This is a genomic window from Massilia sp. BSC265 (assembly GCF_000740675.1).
Classification (GTDB): domain Bacteria; phylum Pseudomonadota; class Gammaproteobacteria; order Burkholderiales; family Burkholderiaceae_D; genus Telluria.
In genome coordinates, this window is record NZ_JPXI01000042.1 from 472,323 (window position 1) to 491,560 (window position 19,238).

18 protein-coding genes and 1 pseudogene are annotated in these 19,238 nt (G+C 66.6%); 8 read left to right on the top strand and 11 right to left on the bottom strand.

From position 1 onward, the window contains the following. Nucleotides 1-130: 130 nt before the first annotated feature. Complete coding sequence (gene nudC, locus MA09_RS23140; protein ID WP_036253549.1) at nt 131-952, top strand: NAD(+) diphosphatase; 822 nt, start codon at nt 131-133, stop codon at nt 950-952. Between the two features lie 3 nt (nt 953-955). On the opposite strand, the gene MA09_RS23145 is transcribed toward nudC, so the two are convergent. Further along, entirely contained in the window at nt 956-1,831 is an 876-nt protein-coding gene (locus MA09_RS23145; protein ID WP_051933748.1) for a hypothetical protein, read from the bottom strand. Nucleotides 1,832-1,976: 145 nt separating this feature from the next. Here MA09_RS23145 and folE point away from each other — a divergent pair, with 145 nt between their 5' ends. The 3 genes and pseudogenes from folE (at nt 1,977) to MA09_RS23160 (ending at nt 3,687) form a co-directional block, all read left to right on the top strand. Beyond that, a complete protein-coding gene (gene folE, locus MA09_RS23150; protein ID WP_036253552.1) occupies nt 1,977-2,543 on the top strand; it encodes a GTP cyclohydrolase I FolE in 567 nt (188 codons plus the stop codon). Nucleotides 2,544-2,629: 86 nt separating this feature from the next. Further along, nucleotides 2,630-2,905, top strand: a pseudogene (locus tag MA09_RS23155) (transposase); the annotation flags it as partial. A gap of 176 nt (nt 2,906-3,081) precedes the next feature. Beyond that, on the top strand, nt 3,082-3,687 hold the full coding sequence (locus MA09_RS23160) for a phosphatase PAP2 family protein (protein WP_036253557.1): 606 nt from the start codon (nt 3,082-3,084) through the stop codon (nt 3,685-3,687). Nucleotides 3,688-3,847: 160 nt separating this feature from the next. Here MA09_RS23160 and MA09_RS23165 read toward each other — a convergent pair whose 3' ends face one another. Continuing rightward, a complete protein-coding gene (locus MA09_RS23165; RefSeq protein WP_036253559.1) occupies nt 3,848-4,288 on the bottom strand; it encodes a hypothetical protein in 441 nt (146 codons plus the stop codon). Between the two features lie 213 nt (nt 4,289-4,501). Between MA09_RS23165 and MA09_RS23170 the strand changes: the two genes are divergently transcribed. Next, on the top strand, nt 4,502-5,686 hold the full coding sequence (locus tag MA09_RS23170) for an RtcB family protein (protein ID WP_152594780.1): 1,185 nt from the start codon (nt 4,502-4,504) through the stop codon (nt 5,684-5,686). Here MA09_RS23170 and MA09_RS23175 read toward each other — a convergent pair. The 9 genes from MA09_RS23175 to MA09_RS23215 all read right to left on the bottom strand — a co-directional run bounded on the left by MA09_RS23175 (nt 5,683) and on the right by MA09_RS23215 (nt 15,612). Further along, nucleotides 5,683-6,330: an HAD hydrolase-like protein gene (locus MA09_RS23175; protein WP_036253561.1), complete on the bottom strand. Its 648-nt coding sequence runs from the start codon at nt 6,328-6,330 to the stop codon at nt 5,683-5,685. The two genes, MA09_RS23170 and MA09_RS23175, sit on opposite strands and share 4 nt — an antisense overlap. Nucleotides 6,331-6,354: 24 nt before the next feature. Next, nucleotides 6,355-7,095 carry an SDR family oxidoreductase gene (locus MA09_RS23180; protein ID WP_036253562.1) on the bottom strand — a complete coding sequence of 247 codons (741 nt, stop codon included), beginning with the start codon at nt 7,093-7,095 and terminating at the stop codon, nt 6,355-6,357. Between the two features lie 103 nt (nt 7,096-7,198). Next, on the bottom strand, nt 7,199-7,678 hold the full coding sequence (locus MA09_RS23185) for a hypothetical protein (protein WP_051933722.1): 480 nt from the start codon (nt 7,676-7,678) through the stop codon (nt 7,199-7,201). An 8-nt stretch (nt 7,679-7,686) separates the two neighbouring features. Further along, nucleotides 7,687-8,541 carry a prepilin-type N-terminal cleavage/methylation domain-containing protein gene (locus tag MA09_RS23190; protein WP_229440827.1) on the bottom strand — a complete coding sequence of 285 codons (855 nt, stop codon included), beginning with the start codon at nt 8,539-8,541 and terminating at the stop codon, nt 7,687-7,689. Beyond that, nucleotides 8,538-9,026 carry a prepilin-type N-terminal cleavage/methylation domain-containing protein gene (locus MA09_RS23195; RefSeq protein WP_036253565.1) on the bottom strand — a complete coding sequence of 163 codons (489 nt, stop codon included), beginning with the start codon at nt 9,024-9,026 and terminating at the stop codon, nt 8,538-8,540. The genes MA09_RS23190 and MA09_RS23195 overlap by 4 nt, the downstream gene beginning before the upstream one ends. After that, the gene (locus tag MA09_RS23885; protein ID WP_152594767.1) at nt 9,016-9,483 is read right to left on the bottom strand and encodes a prepilin-type N-terminal cleavage/methylation domain-containing protein; all 468 of its coding nucleotides are present in this window, start codon (nt 9,481-9,483) and stop codon (nt 9,016-9,018) included. Before MA09_RS23885 ends, MA09_RS23195 begins: the two co-directional genes overlap by 11 nt. Next, nucleotides 9,480-12,509, bottom strand: a complete 3,030-nt coding sequence (locus MA09_RS23205; protein ID WP_036253567.1) for a DUF6701 domain-containing protein — start codon at nt 12,507-12,509, stop codon at nt 9,480-9,482. Before MA09_RS23205 ends, MA09_RS23885 begins: the two co-directional genes overlap by 4 nt. Nucleotides 12,510-12,644: 135 nt before the next feature. Next, complete coding sequence (gene leuA, locus MA09_RS23210; RefSeq protein WP_036253569.1) at nt 12,645-14,324, bottom strand: 2-isopropylmalate synthase; 1,680 nt, start codon at nt 14,322-14,324, stop codon at nt 12,645-12,647. Between the two features lie 523 nt (nt 14,325-14,847). After that, nucleotides 14,848-15,612, bottom strand: coding sequence for a penicillin-binding transpeptidase domain-containing protein (locus tag MA09_RS23215; protein WP_036253570.1), 765 nt, complete (start codon nt 15,610-15,612; stop codon nt 14,848-14,850). Between the two features lie 350 nt (nt 15,613-15,962). On the opposite strand from MA09_RS23215, the gene infA reads away from it, so the two are divergent. The 3 genes from infA (at nt 15,963) to MA09_RS23230 (ending at nt 19,231) form a co-directional block, all read left to right on the top strand. Then, a complete protein-coding gene (gene infA / locus MA09_RS23220) occupies nt 15,963-16,226 on the top strand; it encodes a translation initiation factor IF-1 (RefSeq protein ID WP_027867080.1) in 264 nt (87 codons plus the stop codon). Nucleotides 16,227-16,411: 185 nt separating this feature from the next. Further along, the gene (locus MA09_RS23225) at nt 16,412-18,040 is read left to right on the top strand and encodes an ATP-binding domain-containing protein (protein ID WP_036253572.1); all 1,629 of its coding nucleotides are present in this window, start codon (nt 16,412-16,414) and stop codon (nt 18,038-18,040) included. Between the two features lie 93 nt (nt 18,041-18,133). Next, a complete protein-coding gene (locus tag MA09_RS23230) occupies nt 18,134-19,231 on the top strand; it encodes a hypothetical protein (protein ID WP_036253574.1) in 1,098 nt (365 codons plus the stop codon). Nucleotides 19,232-19,238 lie beyond the last annotated feature (7 nt).

The window sequence follows — 19,238 nt, forward strand, 5'->3', positions numbered from 1 at the left end:
TAGTTCACTCCGTTCGCGGGAATCCACGTGCGCGTCGGCGATGAGGAAATGTCTTAATGGGGATGGAAGAGGGGCGCCGTGAAAGGCGGTATGATCGGGTTATTGTCCCGCCTGCCCAGCCGATCCGACCATGCTCCAGACACCTGCTTCCTTCACGCCGCTGTTCGCCCCGCGTCCCGATCCTGCGCCCCTGAGCTTCCTGTTCCACGGCGGCCGGCTGCTGGTGCGCGAGCATGACCTCGCGCTGCCCGACGCCGCCATGCTGGACCGGCTCGAGGTGGACCGCGCCCGCCTGCAGCCGCTCGGCCTGTACGGCGAGCGCTACTGCGAGGCCGGCTGGTTCGATAGCGAATCGGCGCTGCCGCCGGGCTATGCCCTGCGCGGCCTGCGCTCGCTGTTCGCGGACATGGATGAAGCCTTGCTGGGGCTGGCGGCGCGCGCCGCCCAGGTGGCGGAATGGGCGCGCACCCACCGCTTCTGCGGCGCCTGCGGCAGCGGGACGGTGCTGGCGGCGGGCGAGCGCTGCTACAAGTGCGTGAACTGCGGCCACATGGCCTACCCGCGCATCTCGCCGGCCATGATGGTCCTGATCAGGAAGGGCGACAGCGTGCTGCTGGCGATGCACGTGGCCTCGCCGGCCAAGCGCTTCGTGCCGCTGGCCGGCTTCCTGGAGGCGGGCGAGTCGGTGGAAGAGGCGATCCACCGCGAGGTCTACGAGGAAGTGGGACTGCGGGTGGGGAACCTGCGCTATTTCGCGAGCCAGTCCTGGCCCTTCCCGCATTCGCTGATGCTGGCCTTCACGGCCGACTACCTGGATGGCGAGATCCGCGTGGACACCTCGGAGATTTCCGAGGCGCGCTGGTTCGGGCCGGATGACGAGTGGCCCGAACGGGTGCCGCACACCTCAGTGTCGAGCGTGCTGGTGGACGCGCACCGCCCACCAGGTCGCTGAGGTTCAGGACTGCGTCGGCGAAGTATCCGGCACGGCGCGCGCAAGGGCTTGCGGCTGGGCCTGGGGCTTGGCTCCGGTACTGCGCAGCTGGACCGCGCGTTGCAGCAGGTCGAACCAGAACGGCGCGCCGAACAGGGTGGTGCCGGCGGTGATCAGCCAGCCGGCCAGCTGCAGCGCGAAGGCGGTGTCGAGCTGCGGCGGGAAGGTGCTCCAGCCGATCGGCATCGCCCACAGCCGGCGCAGGGCTTCGGCATCGAGCGCAGTCGGCGCGGCCTTGATCTGGGCGGCCAGGGCCGGGTTCTGCCACAGGGTCTGGAACAAGTGGATGCTGTCGATGTTCAGCAGGATGGTGAGCAGCAGGGCCAGCAGGAAGGAAATCAGGAGCTGGCGCCGCTTGTAGACCCCGGACAGGCGCTCCATGGCGCTGTTGAACCAGCCGGCGATACCGTCCTGGAAGCGCTGCAGGTCCCCGCTGGACTGGCGGTACAGCGCCAGCAGGACGCGCTTGACCTGCTCGTCGGGCAGGGCTTCGATCGCCGCCTGCAGCGGGATCGCCGGATTGCTGCGCAGCGACTCGAGCAGGGCAATCGCGAAGTGCGCCGGTTCGATGTACGATGGCCGTACGGACAGGGGACGCCTGCCGTTTTTGCCGTCATGCTTGGCGCCCTGCGGATTGACCAGCGGATGGTCGTACAGGCTCTGGGCCAGCGCCTCGCAGCGCGGATCGTCCAGCATGCGCTTGACCGCATCGAGCAGCATGTTGGCGCGCAGGCTGAAAGCCGCCGCCAGCGCTTCCTGCAAGGTACTGACGACCAGCGCCAGGGTGCCGTAGCAAAACGTCAAGCCGATGGCGACTTCGAGGACTGTGCTGCCGAACATGGCCATCTCCCCAGAAAAGAAACCACCTTCCACGCTACGCGTTCCGTAACGTGGAGACATTAACTTTGCTCAATAAACCGGCAGCGGCCGGTACCCTTCCCGCATTTTCTATATACTTGCGGCAATCGATTTTTTAAGGTTCACCATGTCTGACAAAGAAGCTTTCACCGAACACGACTGGCGCCGCCTGCTGACCAGCCTGGGCGAGGATCCGGACCGCCCGGGCCTGCAGGAAACGCCGCACCGCGTGGCGAAGGCCTGGAAACACTGGACCTCGGGCTACGACCAGGATCCGATCGAAGTGCTCAAGGCCTTCGAGGATGGCGCCGAGGAATACAACGAACTGATCGTGGTGCGCGGCATCCCGGTCTACAGCCACTGCGAACACCATCTGGCGCCCTTCTTCGGCAAAGCCACGGTCGGCTACCTGCCGAACGGGAAGATCGTCGGCCTATCGAAGCTGACCCGCCTGGTCGACATCTTCTCCAAGCGTTTGCAGGTCCAGGAACGCATGACGATCCAGATCGCCAACGCGCTGATGGAAGTGCTGGAGCCGAAGGCGGTGGGCGTGGTCGTCAAGTGCCGCCACATGTGCATGGAAAGCCGCGGCATCCGCGCCATCGGCGAAGAAACCATCACTTCCGCCCTGCTGGGCGAACTGCAGCCGAACCTGGCGCTGCGCACTGAGTTCCTGTCGCTCGCCCGCGACTAGGACTAATCTGGTGAGGCGGGCCGCTGCGCCCGCCTTGGAACCTGTTCCGGATCGCCGGCCTCCAAGTTATTTTCGGAGGGCGCGCCATGGATCGTCCGGCATTTCCCAGCGATATTTCTCGCGAACAGTTCGAGCCCGTGCGGGGCATGCTGGAAGCGGCGCGGCGCAAGACCAGGCCGCGCAAGCACGACCTGTACGATGTGTTCTGTGCCGTCCTCTATTTCCTCCACACCGGGGCCACCTGGCGCAGCATGCCGCCGGGCTTTCCGCCCTGGCGCACCGTGCACGAGTATTTCACGCAGTGGACCATGCTGCGCGATGGCGACCGCACCTTGCTGGAAAGCGTGCTCGAGAAGTCGGGGCGCGAGGTGGAGCTGACGCAACTGAGGCGCCAGCTCAATCGCCATTGAGCTGAAGCAGTCGTGCGCGACATTGCTCGCACATTGTCACAATCTGTTGCACTTCTTGAGAAGTGCATCGGCTGGGCTCGGCTAAGCTAAGCAAAAGCGTGTCAATAATTTATTGTCGATCCCGCACCATGTTCGAGCACCTCAACCTCATCCTTTTTTCCACCCTCAATGCCCAGGCCGGCTTGAACGGCTGGCAGCTGATAGGGGCCATCTTCGCCGCGCAGTGGCTGATCTTCGTGATGCCGCTGTCGCTCGTCATGCTGTGGCTCGGCGGCGGGCCGGGGCGCGAGGTCGCGCTGCGGGCTTTCATTGCCGCCGCCGGCGCGCTCACGCTGAACGGCTTGATCGGCCATTTCTGGTACAGCCCGCGGCCCTTCGTCCTCGACGTCGGCCAGACCTTCCTGCTGCATGCCCCAGACAGTTCTTTCCCGAGTGACCATGCCACCAGCATCTTTTCAGTAGCTCTGGTGCTGGCCTTCAGCCGGGTGCAGGAAGCGCGCCGCGTCGGCTGGATGCTGCTGCCGCTGGCGCTGGTGGTGGCGTGGTCGCGTGTCTACCTCGGCGTGCACTGGCCGAAGGACATGGCCGGAGCGCTCCTGATGTCGGCATCCATGGCCTTGCTGGTGCAAGCGCCGGCGCTGCGCGCGGCGTGCGCGTACCTGCTGCCGGTGGTGGAAAACGTGTACCGCCGCGTGCTGGCGGTACCGATCGGGCGCGGCTGGCTGCGCCCTTGATGATGTTGATGTTGACCGGGTTGATAAAGACCGGGTAGGGCAGCGCGGCCGGCAACGTACCGGTCGCCACCTGCGTCGGGCGAGGGGATCCAACGCACGCAGGACGCGTGGACGGGTTCCTGCGCCGGCCGCGTTTCCCTGCGTTGTCTCGTTGCCCTTGTTATTCCGAAGCCGGGGCCGTGCCGGCATCCGCGGCAGGCTCGAATACCAGCTTGTCGTGCTCGTCGAGGTGGAAGCTGCCCAGCGCCTGGCCGGTGACGGCATTCGCTTCCGGCGCCTCCAGTTCGGTACAGCCCTGGGTTTCCACCTGCCAGACGTCCTCCCCTGAGCGCAGCGTGTACACGTTCGGACCGCTCGCAAACAGCTCGATTTCCAGGCCCGACAGCGATACCTCGCCCAGCTCCATCTGCCGCTGGCAGTCCGGCATGCGCGCGGCGGTCAGGCGCAGCGTCGCATTCTTGCTCCAGAAATAGTCCTGCATCACGCGCACGGTGAGCGCGTGATCATTGCCCTCGATTTGGTAGCTGGACGAATCGTTGACGCAGCCGGCCAGCAGCAGCGATGCGAGCAGCGGAGGGAGCAGGAAAAGTGGCTTGCGCATGGTGGTTCCATCGTCAGGTGATGCATGATTGCATCGTTTCACGGAGTATAGAAGGGCCATCGGGCCGGTGCAACCGCAGGGGCGGGAAACGGACAGCATGCTTTCCGAATTTGCGCGAAGATAGGGCGCATGGGACAGCGAAACACCAAGCAAGACACCGGGACCCCATCGGGCATCGAGCTGCTGTCGCCGGAAGGCGGCAAGCCGGTCAAGATGTGGACGCAGGGCGTGCCCGTCGAAGCCGAGGCCAGGGAGCAGCTGGAAAAGCTGGCGCAACTGCCCTTCGTCTTCCACCACGTTGCCGTGATGCCGGACGTCCATGTTGGCAAGGGTTCGACCATCGGCAGCGTGATCCCGACCCTGGGCGCGGTGATCCCCGCCGCGGTGGGCGTGGACATCGGCTGCGGCATGATGGCGGCCAAGACCACCTTGCGCGCCGACGACCTGCCTGACAACCTGTCCGGCCTGCGCAGCGCCATCGAACAGGCGGTCCCGCACGGGATGTCGCCCAAGATCCGCAACAACAAGGGCAGCCGCGACGTCGGTGCGTGGAACAACCCGCCGCCGCCGGTCGATGCCGGCTGGGCCAAGCTCAAGGACGAGTTCGACGCCATCTGCCGCAAGTACCCGAAGCTGCGCGGCTCCAACCACTACAAGCACCTGGGTACGCTCGGCAGCGGCAACCACTTCGTCGAGGTCTGCCTGGATGAGGAAGGCTTCGTCTGGGTGATGCTGCACTCAGGCTCGCGCGGGGTGGGCAATGCAATCGGCACCCACTTCATCGAGCTGGCGCGCCAGGACATGCGGCGCCACATGGTCAACCTGCCCGACCAGGACCTGGCCTACCTGAAGGAAGGCACCCAGCACTACGACGATTACGTGGAAGCGGTCGGCTGGGCCCAGAAGTTCGCGCGCATCAACCGCGAAGTCATGATGCACAACGTGATCCGTGCGATGCGCGAGGTGATCCCGAAACGCTTCGAGACACATGTAGAGGCAGTCAATTGCCACCACAACTATGTGCAGAAGGAGAACCACTTCGGCAAGGACGTCTTCGTCACCCGCAAGGGCGCGGTGTCGGCGCGTGAAGGCGAGCTCGGCATCATCCCGGGATCGATGGGCGCGCGAAGCTTCATTGTGCGCGGCAAGGGCAATCCGGAAAGTTTCAATAGCTGCAGCCACGGCGCCGGGCGCGTCATGAGCCGCACCGAGGCCAAGCGCCGCTTCACGCGAGCGGACATGGAGCGCGCGCTGCAAGGGGTGGAATCGCGCAAGGACGAAGGCGTGATCGACGAGATTCCGATGGCCTACAAGGACATCGACGCCGTCATGCATGCGCAGCGCGACCTGGTCGAGGTGGTGCACACGCTCAAGCAAGTGGTGTGCGTGAAGGGCTAGGCACTTCTTGTCTGGGGCGGGCGTACGATGTGGAGCAGTTCCTGCGGCGTGCCGAACTCGCGGTCCGGCGTCACCCGCCGCAGCGCCTCGATCGGCGCATAGCCCCAGCTGACCGCGCCGAAGGCGACACCGGCACGGCGCGCGGCATCGGCATCCATCGCCTGGTCGCCGACGTAGAGCGCATGCGCCGGCGGCACCGCCGCGCGCTTCACCACCTTGCGGATGCGCCCGGCCTTGCCGAACACCGACATCCCGCATTCGTAGTGACCGAACAGGCCGCTCAGGCGCGGGCCCAGCACCAGCCGCACGTTCTGTTCCGAGTTCGAGGACACGATCGCCAGCCTCACACCTTCGCGGTCGAGCGTGTGCAGCACATCCCCTATCCCGTCGAACAGCGGGATGCGCGCCGCGTTCTCGCGCATCAGGCCGATGAAGCTGCGCGAGGCCAGCGGCAGCTTCCAGGCCGGCATGCCGACGTGACGCATGATCGCGCGGGTGTCGTGGTGGCGCAGCTGCTGGGCCTCCGCCTCGCCGACGCGCCGGAAGCCGTGCTCGTCGGCGATCTGGTTGAACACGCTGATGAAGAAGGGGAAGGAATCGGCCAGCGTGCCGTCGAAGTCGAAGATGGCGAGGCGATAGGACATGAAGACAATTATAGCCCCCGCTGCTCAGATAGTGCCCCCATTGGCGCGCAGCACCTGGCCATTGATCCAGCCGGACTCTTCGCCCACCAGGAAGGACACGATGCGCGCGATATCTCCCGGCTCGCCGAGGCGCTCGAGCGGCGGCAGCTTGGCGAAACCCTCGATCTGCTCCTGGGTCTTCCCCGAAAAGAACAGCTCGGTGGCAACCGGCCCCGGCGCCACGGTGTTGACGCGGATGCGGCGCCCGCGCAGCTCCTTGGCGAACACCGCGCCCATCGCTTCCACCGCAGCCTTGCTGGCGCTGTAGACGGCGTAGCCGGGCAGCTTCATCGCCAGCACGCTGGTGGAAAAATTGACGATGCGTCCGCCGTCGTTCAGGCGGCGCGCCGCTTCGCGCAGGGTGTTGAAGGTGCCCTGTACGTTGACGCCGAAGGTCTGGGCGAACAGCTCGTCGGAGGTGTCGGCCAGCGACACCGTCTTGAGCACGCCGGCATTGTTGACCAGCACGTCGACCTTGCCCAGCTCGCGCTCGGCAGTGTCGAACAGCGCGCGCACTTCAATCGGATTCGCCACGTCGGCCTTGACGGCAATCGCCTTGTGGCCGCAGGCATGCAGGGTGGCGAGCACGCGATGGGCCTCGGCTTCGTTGCTGGCGTAGTTGACGACCACCCCGTAGCCGTCCTCGGCCAGGCGCTGGGCCAGGGCGGCGCCGATGCCGCGCGAGGCGCCGGTGACGATCGCGACTTGTTGAGCGTCCTTGTTCATGCTTCCTCCTGTGGGTGGGTGAGTGGATGCATGCATGATGGACCATTATCCGAAAAAGATAATTAGCTGCTGAGCAGCAAGATTATTCCGCTTCCATCAACAATCAGCACAGGGCGGCTGTGTCCATGATGCAGGTCGTGGCCACGCGGCGGCGCTCGACATAGCCGGGGTTCGCGACCACCGCAGCTTCGGTACTGGGACAGGTCGCGCCGCCGTTGCAGGCGACGGCTTCCAGCTGCACCATGCGCTTCTGCACCGGCTTGCCGGCGCTGTCCTCGCCTTCGTTGAAATCCTTGTACGTGCAGCGCACCGTGACCTGGAAGCCGCTGTCGCTGGCGAAGTCGGCCAGCGTCCGCCCCTTGTCATCGCAGCTGCCGTTGCGCAGTTGGTAGAAGCCCCATTCGATGCCGCCGCGCGCAGCCAGGCTGGCACGCGCCCCGAGCAGGGCGGTGTCGACGGTGGCCTGCTGGGTGCCCGTCATCCGCAGCAGCGCGACGCACACGCCGGCCACGACGACCAGCAGCACCACCGCCGCGATGTAGGCGAAGCCGGACTGGCGAAGCCGGTTCGTGATGCGCTTCATGGCACCGCTCATGGCACATTACTCACATGTGCGCCCAGTGTCAGCGCGACCGATTCGCCGCCGTCGGCCAGGCTCAGCTGCAGCTGGACGAAGCCGCTCTGCTGGGTGGCGCCGTGGTTGGGCGAGTAGACGAAGGTGCAGCTGGCGACCTTGGAGGCCAGCACCGGCGCATCGTCCGGCACCTCGCAGCTCTGCGTCGGCGAGAGCCCGCGGACGACCCGGTACAGCACGCCCTGGCCGCGTCCATCCTCCAGCCCGGCGCCCGCGCAGATATAACTGACCGCCTGCTCGCCGCCCGGCACCACGACGAAGCGGCCGTCCTGGTAGCCGAAGGGGATGCGGGTCGGCGTCACGCCGAGGCGGTGCGCGCCCTTCCAGTCATCCGGCTCCTTGTGGTCGTCGACCGAGGTGATGGTCGAGACGTTGCCGCCGCCATAGACGTCACCCGGATTCTGGTTGCCGATCACGACCAGGTCGCCCGCGGCCGGCCGCGTGGTGAAGGGCGTCATCACGTCGAACTGCGTGGCGGCGACGTCGTAGTCGAGGAAGGCATCGCCGCTACGCCCCGCTTCGACGTCGGGTCCCGCGCGGAAGCGCCCCCCGTCGGTGGTCGGGACCAGCTCGAGGCATTGCGCATGGCCCAGCCTGAGTGAATTCGGCACCGCCGCACGCACCTCCTGCACGATGCGGCGCAGCGCGGTATCGGCCTGGTTGGTCAGCGCGGCGCGCCTGCCTACCGCCAGATAGCCCTGCATCGTCGGAGCGAGCTGCCTCGCCAGGATGCCGCCCAGGACCCCGACCAGCACCACCACGATAAGCTGCTCGACCAGGGTGAAGCCGCGCTGTCCGTGCCTGCGCTTCATGGCGCCTCCCATGGGCTGGTCCGCCAGCCCGTCAGCGAGAGCTGCCGGTCTCCGTGGGTCACGGTGACGGTGACGCGCAGCGCGTTCCCGGCCGGGACGCCGGTCAAGGCCACGCCATTCGACTCGACCCGCACGCTGACGCCATAGTCCCCCAGCCCGGCGATGGGCTCGCCGCCGATGTCGCGGATGCCGCTGCTCGCATAGCCGGGATTGGCGTCGTCCAGGCGGTCATAGTCGCGCACGTCGTTGAACTGGGCACGGGTCGGCGCCGCGGCCTCGTCGTCGGTGATGGCGAAGGGCTTGAGCAGGACCTCTTCCATCATGCCCTCGCCGACGGCCAGCATCTGCTGCGTGATCACCGGATCGGTGCTGGCCAGGTTGGCGCGGGTGAAGGCCGCCACCAGGCCGGCCAGGGCGGTGCCGATGATGACGATGGCGACGATCAGTTCCACCAGGGTGACCCCGGCCATGCGCCTACTGGACATAGCCGGTGCTCCCTTCGAAGGCGATGCGGCGACGCTCCTCGCCATCGAGGCGGATCACAACCGCGCCGCGCACGGTCTCGCGGCCGGTCGCGCTGGCCGTGATCAGTCCGTTCGGCTGGAAGTACAGCGTATGGCTGGTGGCCGTCACGCCCTTGGCCGTGGTGCTGGCCCCGATCCCGTCGAGCGCGATGTCGCAGGCGGTCGCGGCCGGTTTCCTTGCCAGTTGCAGGGTGACCGAGGAAGCATCGACGGTCGCACACACCAGGCGGCGGCGCGCCACCGCCGTCTTCTGCGCGGTGCGCAGCGCGCTCGCGACCTCGTCGCCGAAGGTGGCGGCGGCGAAGCTGTTTTCGCCGACGAGCTTCGGCGCCCCGATCGCGGCGAGCACGCCGATCAGCACCATGACCATCACCAGTTCGACCATCGTGAAGCCGCGCGCGGCATCCAATCGAATCAATTGAACACCTCGCGCACGTGGATGATGCGGCGGTTTTCCGGCGTGTAGACGCCGAAGGTGGCGCGGCCGTTCGGATCCCTGGGCTCGCTCGTGCCGCAGCCGGTCGTGATCGAGCGCAGCCAGGCCATGCCGGCGCCGGCCGACTCCTTGCCGGTACCGGCCTGATTGCCGATGCAGGCATTGTCCTGCTTGCCGTTACCCAGGTTGGCCGCGATGTCGACCGGCCCCGAACCGCCGGCCGTCACGCGCAGGTCGAAGGCGGCGGCGCCATTGACCAGTTTCAGCCCGCTCCCCGGGATGGCACGCTCCACCGTCATCCCGGCGCTAGCCGGCTTGAATCCGAATGCGTCCCGCGGAATGAGGGTGGCATTGTCGTCGCTATGGAGCAGCCAGCTCTTGCCGGTCCAGTACTCGGCCGTCACCGGCACCGACAGCGTCGACTTGAGGCCGCCGAAGCGGTTGCCGATACGCAGCCGGCCGCTGCGGATGATGGGCATCGCGCTGTCCTCGGCCGCGGCAGGCGTGGCCGAGGACACGTCGAGCGGGGCCGGCTTGCCGTTGCCGGCGCGCAGGCGGATCTGGGCCGGTGCGCGCGGCGCCGGGGTGAAGACGTAGCTCAGTTCGAGCAGGGCGACACCGTCGCTGAACTTGTCGGCGCCGACCGTGACGGTGGACAAGCCGCCCGGTGGCGCTGCGAAAGCCGTGCCGGTCTTGTCGTTTGCCGCCAGTGCCAGGGGCTCGCTCAGGCCGCGCAGCGCGCTGTAGTTGGCCGTCACCGCGCCCGCCTTGTTCATGGCGCTGACCCGCAGCGGGAAGGGCTCGCCTGCGTAATAGATGGAGCGCGGCGCTGCCAGGGCCACCTCGAAGTAGGCCGGAATGAAACGACCGACGCTGCCGCTGCAGTTGCCGGCGCCTGCGGTGTTGGTGCTGCCCGAGGCGCCCAGGCTGGTGCCGAGGAAGCCCGACAGGCTCGCGTTCAGGTCGATGTTGCCGACGTCGGGCCAGGTGGCGGCCACCGAGGCGACCCCCGCGCTGAAGACCGGCGCCGCCGCGGTGAGGCTGCGCCTGTTTCCACCCTGCGCGTGGCACTCGACCCCCAGGCTCACGGCATGGCCGGTCGCCAGTGCATCGTTCAGGGCCTGGGTGTCGAAGTTGCGCGTGGTGGCGCCCGCAAGGTTGCGGGCCGTGAGCTTGAGCGCGAACGCGGCCCCCGCGCGAATCGGTCCTGCAACCGGCTCGATCAGGAAGGAAGCCGGCGCCGTCACGGCGCTGCCTTCGCCGCTGGCCTTGCCCCTGGGGTCATCGATGACGGCGCTCAGCCTGATTTCGCCGGCATCGGCGTATCTGTAAGAAACCTGCGCACTGCCGTTGTTGTTGAAAGCGGTCGTGATCTTGTTTGTCGTTCCGGGCGTGCAGGCCAGCGCGGCGCCGCCCAGCACCGGCGCCAGTGTGCCGGTCTTCGGCTTGCCGTAGCTGCAGGCATAGCTCACCGAAGGGGACTGGTTCTGGAAGGCCGCGATGCAGGCGCTGTTGTCATCGTTCGCCCTGACCGCCTCCAGCGTGGCCATGACGCCGGCCGCGTCGGCGGCGTGGGGAGGAACGCTCAGCTTGAGCTTGGTTCCCCCCGTGAAGTTCATGGTGCAGCTGTTGGTGTTGTTGCTGGTGCGGTAGCACTCCCTGGCGTTCTCGGGGGTGACCGTCGCGCCGGTCACGTCCAGCTCGACGCTCCCCGCGGCGATGCGTATGAAGTCGATGACGGCCGAACCGGCGTTCGCGGCGATCGTGAAGTCCTGCCCCAGCAGCCTGGCCGAGACCGTGCCGGCAAAGTGCGGTGCGGTGCAGGTGGCGTTGGCGCAGGCGGTGACCGTGATCTTCTCGGACAGGCAGGTGTCGCCTTCGCCGTCGTGGGTGATCAGGAAGCGCCGCAGCCCCTGGGACGCCGCCGGGCCTTCGCAACGCGGTCCATTGGCGGTATTGACCGGGAAGCCGCTGTTGTTGGTCACGCAGTCGCACTTGCCGGCCGTGGTGCCCTTCTTGCAGAAGATGGTGCCGGCGATCCGTCCGGCCGACTCCAGCGTGGCCCAGTTGACGCTGGCGTTGCCGGTGATGAGGGCATTCGAGGACTGCAGCAGCAGGTCGCCGGTATCGACGCTGCCGTCGACGGTGTTCCCCGACCCCATGCTGATCCTGGTGGCGGCGGTGACGCTCCCCTTGATCCTGCTGCCCGAGGCTTGCATGTCGAAGACGCCGGTCGAGACGTTACCGTTGACGGTATTCCCCGAGCCCATCGTGAATGACGTGGCGGCGGTGATGTTGCCGTTCACCGTGCTGTTCGATGCGAGCATGTCGAACATGGGAGCCGTCACGCTGCCCGAGACCGTGCTGCCCGATCCGAGCGTGAACTTGCTGCTTGCGATGACGTTGCCGGTGATGGTCGTGGAGGGGGAGGCGGTGATTGATGCGCCGCTGACGTTGCCCGTGATTTTCGATCCCGAACTGATGGCGAGCGTCCCTTGCGCCGTCAGGTTGCCGTTGATCGTCACCCGTGCGCTGCCGAGCTGGATGGCGTTGGCGCTCACGTCCGCTGTCATCGACTGCGCCGAGCTGCCCATGTAGAAGGTGCCGCCGACCGCAATGCTGCCGCCGGTCACGTCGAGCTTGTCGGGGTTCATGTCCGCAAGGCTGAAGCTGCCCGTGAAAACCAGCCGGGAGCCGGCGCGCATGACCAGGCTCTGGTTCCAACCGAAGGCGAAACTGTTGTTGACCTTGAGGGTGTAGCCGGAGGCGATGATGACCTCGTCATTGCCGTTGATGGCGGAGGCACTAGGGCAGCTGTATTCCTTGTCGCTCAGGGTGCAGCCGCCGACCTGCCGGCCGTCGAAGTGGAAGACGGCGGCCTGGGCGGCGCCGCTGCCCGGGAGTCCCGCCAGGACAAGCGCGAGCGCCGGCAGCCAGCGCCGCCAGGCCTGGTGGCGCAGCGGCGATTGGCCGGCAAACAGCAGGGCGAATAGGAACGGGATGTACACGGCTGGACCTGCACTGAAGCATGGAGGTCCAAGTGTGCATCAGATGCCTGTTTGTAACAATAAATATTTCACGCTGGAAACAATCGTAGGGGTACGAAAGCAACACCGGGGGGCGCCGGTTCCCGCGCAAGGGCCTCAGGCGGCGATCGCCGCGTCGCCCGTGCCCGCGATCGCCAGGTGGCGGTTCACCGCCGACAGCACCGCGCGGAACGAGGCCGTCACGATATTGCTGTCGATGCCGACGCCGAACAGGGTCTGGCCGCTGCCCACCCGCAGCTCGACGTAGCAGGCGGCGCGGGCGTCGGCGCCGCGGCCGATCGCGTGCTCGTGGTAGTCCATCAGGCGGATGTCCAGGCCGAGCGCGTTCACGAAAGCGTCGATCGGGCCGTTGCCGCTGCCTTGCAGGGACTGCGGCGCGTGGTTGCGCGCCACGTCCAGCTCGATCTGCACGCCGTGCGCGCTGTCCTCGAGCATGCGGTGCGCCATGTACTCGTACGGCGTGTCCTGCTCCAGGTATTCGCGCGAGAACAGCGCATGGATGCTTGCTGCGGCGATTTCGCGGCCGGTTGAATCGGCCACGCGCTGCACCGCGCGCGAGAACTCGATCTGCAGGCGGCGCGGCAGCTCCAGGCCGTATTCCTGCTGCAGCAGGTAGGCCATGCCGCCCTTGCCGGACTGGCTGTTGACGCGGATGACGGCGTCGTAGCTGCGGCCCAGGTCGGCCGGGTCGATCGGCAGGTAGGGTACTTCCCAGATCGCATCGGCTTGTTGCACGGCGAAGCCTTTCTTGATGGCGTCCTGGTGCGAGCCGGAGAAGGCGGTGAAGACCAGGTCGCCCGCATACGGGTGGCGCGGGTGCACGGGCAGCTGGTTGCATTCCTCCACCAGCTGGCGCACCGCGTCGATGTCCGAGAAGTCCAGCCCCGGGTCGACGCCCTGGGTGTAGAGGTTCATCGCCAGCGTCACCAGGTCGACGTTGCCGGTGCGCTCGCCGTTGCCGAACAGGCAGCCTTCGACGCGGTCGGCGCCGGCCATCACGGCCAGCTCGGCCGCCGCCACGGCGGTGCCGCGGTCGTTATGCGGGTGCACGCTGATGATGAGCGTTTCGCGGCGCTCGAGGTGGCGGCACATCCATTCGATCTGGTCGGCGTAGACGTTGGGCGTGCTGGCCTCCACGGTGGAGGGCAGGTTGACGATCATCTTGTTGTCGACGGTCGGCTGCCACACGGCGCTCACGGCATCCACGATCCGCTTCGAGAAATCGAGCTCGGTGGTGGAGAAGGATTCGGGCGAATACTCGAGGCCCCACTGCGTCTGCGGATGCCGGGCCACCAGTTCCTTGATCAGCTGGGTGCCCTTCACCGCGATCTGCACGATCTCCTCGCGTTCCATGCCGAAGACCACGCGGCGGAACACCGGCGCCACCGAGTTGTAGACGTGGACGATGGCTTTCTTCGCGCCGACTGCGGATTCCACCGTACGGCGGATCAGCTCGTCGCGCGCCTGGGTCAGCACGATGATGGTCACGTCGTCCGGGATGCGGTCTTCCTCGACCAGCATGCGCACGAAGTCGAAGTCGGTCTGCGATGCCGAAGGGAAGCCGACCTCGATCTCCTTGATGCCGATTTTCACCAGCATCTCGAAGAAGCGCAGCTTCTTCTCCGGGCTCATCGGCTCGATCAGGGCCTGGTTACCGTCGCGCAGGTCGGTGCTCATCCAGATCGGCGGACGGGTGATGCTGCGGCTCGGCCACTGGCGGTCGGCCAGCTGGACGGCGGGGAAGGGACGGTATTTGGCGGCGGGGTTCTTCAGCATTTCGTTTCTCCTGATTGCGTGACACGACGGGCCCGGGTGGGGCAGGTGTGGCGGCAGGCTGCCGGACGGGCCACGAACGCTAGGCCCGGCAACCGGTCGGTAGCTTTAGCAGGAGACGAAACTGCGCGCGCGCGCCTTGCGCCAGCTGGGTGCTGGTGGCGGGGAACGACGGGGTGTGGAACGGAATCTTGGACATCGGTACAACTTTCCTTGACTGCTTGTGGGCCGGCTGGGGTGCCGGGGCGTACGGCGGATTTACGCGCGCGAATTACGCAACTGATAGCAGGGCTGCCAGCGATAGCGCGCCGGCGGCAGGTAGGGAAGTCGACAGATGCAGGTGGAAGAACATGCAATCCACTCTAAAAGAGGAGTTGGCCGCCTGTCAAGCAGAAATTTGTGCGGTGCAGTAGGGTGGGCGGCTTGTCCGCCCACGCGGCGATCGTTACCGGCTCCGATATCGTGCCGATGATCTTGCTGCAAACAATACCGCGTGGGCGGGAAAACATGTTTTCCCCCGCCCACCCTACAACTTCTCCAGCAGCCCCGGCAGTTCCTTGATGAAGGCATCGCGCACGCGCAGCCCGGCGCGGCCGCCGGGCTCGCGCTGCGCATCCTGCACCAGCCGCGCGAACACGATCGTGCGCTTGCCGTCGCTGGTCCAGCCCACCAGCCAGCCGTGCGGCAGCGCGCCCGGCTCGGACCCGCTGCCGGTCTTCGCATACAGGTCCCAGCCGTTGCGCAGCCGCGGATAGTGCATGAGGGAAGCCGTCATGTCGACCGCCTTGCTGGAAACCGGCAGGGTGCGGTTGACCAGCTTGCGCAGGAACACCGCCTGCTCGTCGGCCGAGATCTTCAGCGAGCTGCCCAGCCAGGCCTGGGTCAGTCCGCCGGCAGCGTCGCGGTTGCCGTAGTCGAAGCGGTCGAGGTAGGACTGGAAGCGCTCTGCGCCGAGCCGGGTCGTGAGCTGCTGCGAATACCAGACCACCGAGTGCTTCATCCACGCGGCCGGACCGGTCGTGCTGCGCCATTCCGGCAGCCAGTCGACGTAGCCTTCGCGGAAGGGCAGCTGCGGCGTGTTTTCATCGGCCAGGATGCCGCTGTCGTAGCCCATCAGGCTGATCGCCACCTTGAAGGTCGAGGCGGGCGTGACGCGCTGTTCGCACTGGCCTTCGCGTACCAGCGCCCTGCCGGTGGCGGCATCGACCAGCAGGGTGCAGCGGATCGCGTCCTGGGCTGCGCCCGGCAGGGCCACACCGGCCAGCAGGACCAGCGTCATCAGGGATTTCATGTTGTCGATCCTCCATCAAAGCAAGCAGTATAGCAATCAGACAATACTTGAGTGGTCGAGCTTTCTGCGCCGCAGCACTATTACTGGTATACTGGAGGCCAGTCGTCGAAGCAGCGCTTCCGACTTTCTCCGGCCCGCAGCGCCAACATCACCGCCGCACCGCGCTACGCCGCCGCCCAAGCCTCCGCCCCTGCTCGCCACCCGCAGGCTGCGCGCTTCCCTTTCTCCAACCCTGGCTTCGGCCGGGCCAGCATCAGAATCGACGCCGCCATGCTTCGCCGGGCGGTGCAACCGACGCTTTACCACCCGTGCGCCGCGCGGGCTGATATCCACGCATGAGGAGCATGAACATGGCCAAAGAAGAACTGATCGAAATGAACGGACTGGTGTCCGAAATCCTGCCTGAGATGCGTTTTCGTGTTGAACTCGACAACGGCCACAAGCTGATCGCCTACACCTCGGGTCGCATGAAGAAGAACCACATCCGCATCCTGGCGGGCGACCGCGTCACGCTGGAAATGTCGCCGTACGACCTGAACAAGGCCCGTATCACGTTCCGTCACATTGAAAACCGTGGTCCTTCGGGTCCGCGTCCGGCGCCGCGCCGCCGCTGATTCATCCGGGCCTGCGCAATGCAGGCGTGCGCTTCCCGCAAGGGGAGCGCGCATACCAGGAAGCTGGCCTCGCACCTCGCAAGGCGCTCGCGATGGACGCCCACCCTACGAAATCCAATGGTGCTGGCAACAACCATGATCGGCCTTACAATGTTTCTATCTAAAAAACAGGCACCCGTCGATCCATGGCCCATATCCATCCTGCCGGCTGGCGCGAGATGTCCGTCACCGGTTCCGCCGCGCGTGAAATCGAAACCCTCGCGCTCCTCGAGAAGCGCCTGCTAGATACGCCCTACGAGATCTACCACGGCGTCCACTGGACCAACGTCGAGCACGGCTTCTCGGCCTACGGCGACATCGACTTCATCATCGTCGCCCCGAACGGCAGGCTGCTGCTGATCGAGCAGATCGCCGGCTTTCTCAACGAGAGCAAGGATGGCCTGGTCAAGAACTACCAGGGCAAGCCGCGCAAGATCCGCCACCAGATCCTGCACACCATCGAAGGCTTCGCCAAGCGCTACCAGGGCGAACTGTCGATCGACTACCTGCTGTACTGCCCCGACTACATCGTCAAGGACCCGCAGCAGGCCGGCATCGACCCCAGCCACATCATCGACGCCACCACCAAGGGCCGCCTGGGCGCGAAGATCAGGGAAATCCTGCCGGTCACCGTGCGCACCGAGGAATTCGACCGGGTCACCCGCTACCTCGGCGACACCCTGAGCCTGCGCCCCGACCCGAGCTCGATGATCGGCTGCGCCACGCAGATGGTCACGCGACTGTCCGGCGGCCTGGCCACCTGGGCGCGCCGGCTCGAATTCACGCCTTACCGCCTGCGCGTGATGGGCACCGCCGGCAGCGGCAAGACCCAGCTGGCGCTGGCGGAATACACGGCCGCCATCGATGCGGGCCTGCGCCCGCTCTACGTCTGCTTCAACCGCCCGCTGGCCGACCACATCGAGCGCCTGGTGCCCGCGGGTGGACGGGTCGCCAACTTCCACGAGCTGTGCGACGCCTGGCTGCGCGCCCAGGGCAAGACGCCCGACTACGGCTCGCCCACCGTGTGGGCCGAGATCGAAGGTGCGCTGGTGGAAGCCGACCTGCCCGAGACCTGGCAGTACGACGTCGTCATCGTCGACGAGGGCCAGGATTTTTCAATCGTCTGGCGCGACATCGTGCTGCGCATGCTCAAGGAGGGCGGCCGCGCCATCTGGCTGGAAGACCCGGACCAGAACCTGTACGGCAAGGAGTCGGTGCCGCTGCCCGGCTGGGTGGTGCTGCACTCGAACACCAACTACCGCAGCCCGCGCGAGGTCGTGCAGATGCTGGGCTCGATCGGCGCCGTCAGCCAGCCGGTGGAGGCGGGCAGCCCGTTCAAGGGCGCCGACATCGAGGAGCTCACCTACCCGGAAGGCGACACCGAGGCCATGCTGTCCCAGACCCGGCGCGCCGTGACCCTGTGCCTGGCCGCGGGCTTCGGGCGCCAGGACATTGCGATCTGCTCCTTCCGCGGGAGGGAACGTTCAAGCATCCTCAAGCTCGATAAACTGAGCGACGCCCACACGCTGCGCTCCTTCACCGGCGCCTACGACCTGTTCGGCAACCCGGTATTCCGCGAGGGCGGGCTACTGGCCGAGTCGGTCTACCGCTTCAAGGGCCAGTCGGCGCCGGCGCTGATCTTCACCGAGATCGACTTCGAGGAGATGGACGAGCTCACGCTGAGAAAACTGTTCGTCGGCATGACCCGCGCGCGCCTGAAGCTGGTGCTGGTGATGAGCGAGCGCGCTTCGGTGCAGATACTCGACCGCATGTGACCCCGCATTTCATGCAGCCTTCATGAGGAATGCGCAAAACCCGCCTGCTGTCGCGTGCTAGCATCTTGCAGATCGACTCACGGAGATGCCGACATGAAGAAACAGGAAGTGACGACCGTGGCGCGCAGGCGCCTGCGCCTGGTGTGCGCCTCGGCAGCCATGCTGCTGCTGGCCGCGTGCGGCGACCATCCGCCGAAAGACGACGATGAGGACGACGAGAAGCCGCCCGCGCAGACCGCCATCAGCATCGTCGCCGGCAGCGCGACTGAATCGGGCAGTACCAATGCCACCGGCACGGCGGCGCGCTTCAACGGCCCCACCGGCATCGCCATCGACGCCGCCGGCAACCTGTACGTGGCGGATACCGGGAACGATTCGATCCGCAAGATCACGCCGGCCGGCGCCGTCACCACCCTGGCCGGCTCTGCCAGCGCGAGCCAGTACGTCGACGGTCCCGGCGACCGCGCGCGCTTCGTCCAGCCGCTGGCGCTGGCGATCAACAGCAGCGGCACCCTGTTCGTCACCGACGAGATGCGCATCCGCAGCATCACCAGCGCCGGCCAGGTGGCCACGGTGGCGACCATTCCGGTCGGCAGCAACGTCACCGCGGGCAGCATGCCGGCGCTGGTCCCGAAAGGGATCGCAGCCGACGCGCGCGACCACCTGCTGGTGACGAACGGGATCAGCACGCGCCGTATCGTTACCGGGGCGACGGGCATGCTGGAAGGCCCCGAGGTGGCCCAGGACCTGATGGGCACCCGCACCGCCGAAGCGCGCGGCGTGGCGACGGACAGCAACAACAACGTCTACGTGTTCGACCTGCAGCGCAGGATCAGCCGCACCTTCAATCCCTTGACCGTCAACGCCAACGTCCTGAACCCGTTGGCCGGCCAGCCGAACGGACGCGGCGCGCTCAATGGCACCGGCACCGCGGCGACGTTCGAGGAAGTGGTGGCGCTGACGGTCGACCCGCAAGGCAATGTCTACGCGGCCGACGCGGTCAACAACCTGGTGCGCAAGATCACGCCGGAAGGCGTGGTGAGCACCATTGCCGGCACCACGCGCAACAGCACGCTGCAGACGGGGAACCTGCCGGGCAGCCTGGCGCCGATCCGGGGCATCACCAACGACGGCAAGGGCAACCTGTACGCAACCTCGGGCAACGCCGTCATCAAGATCAGGCTGCCGTAAGCGGGCA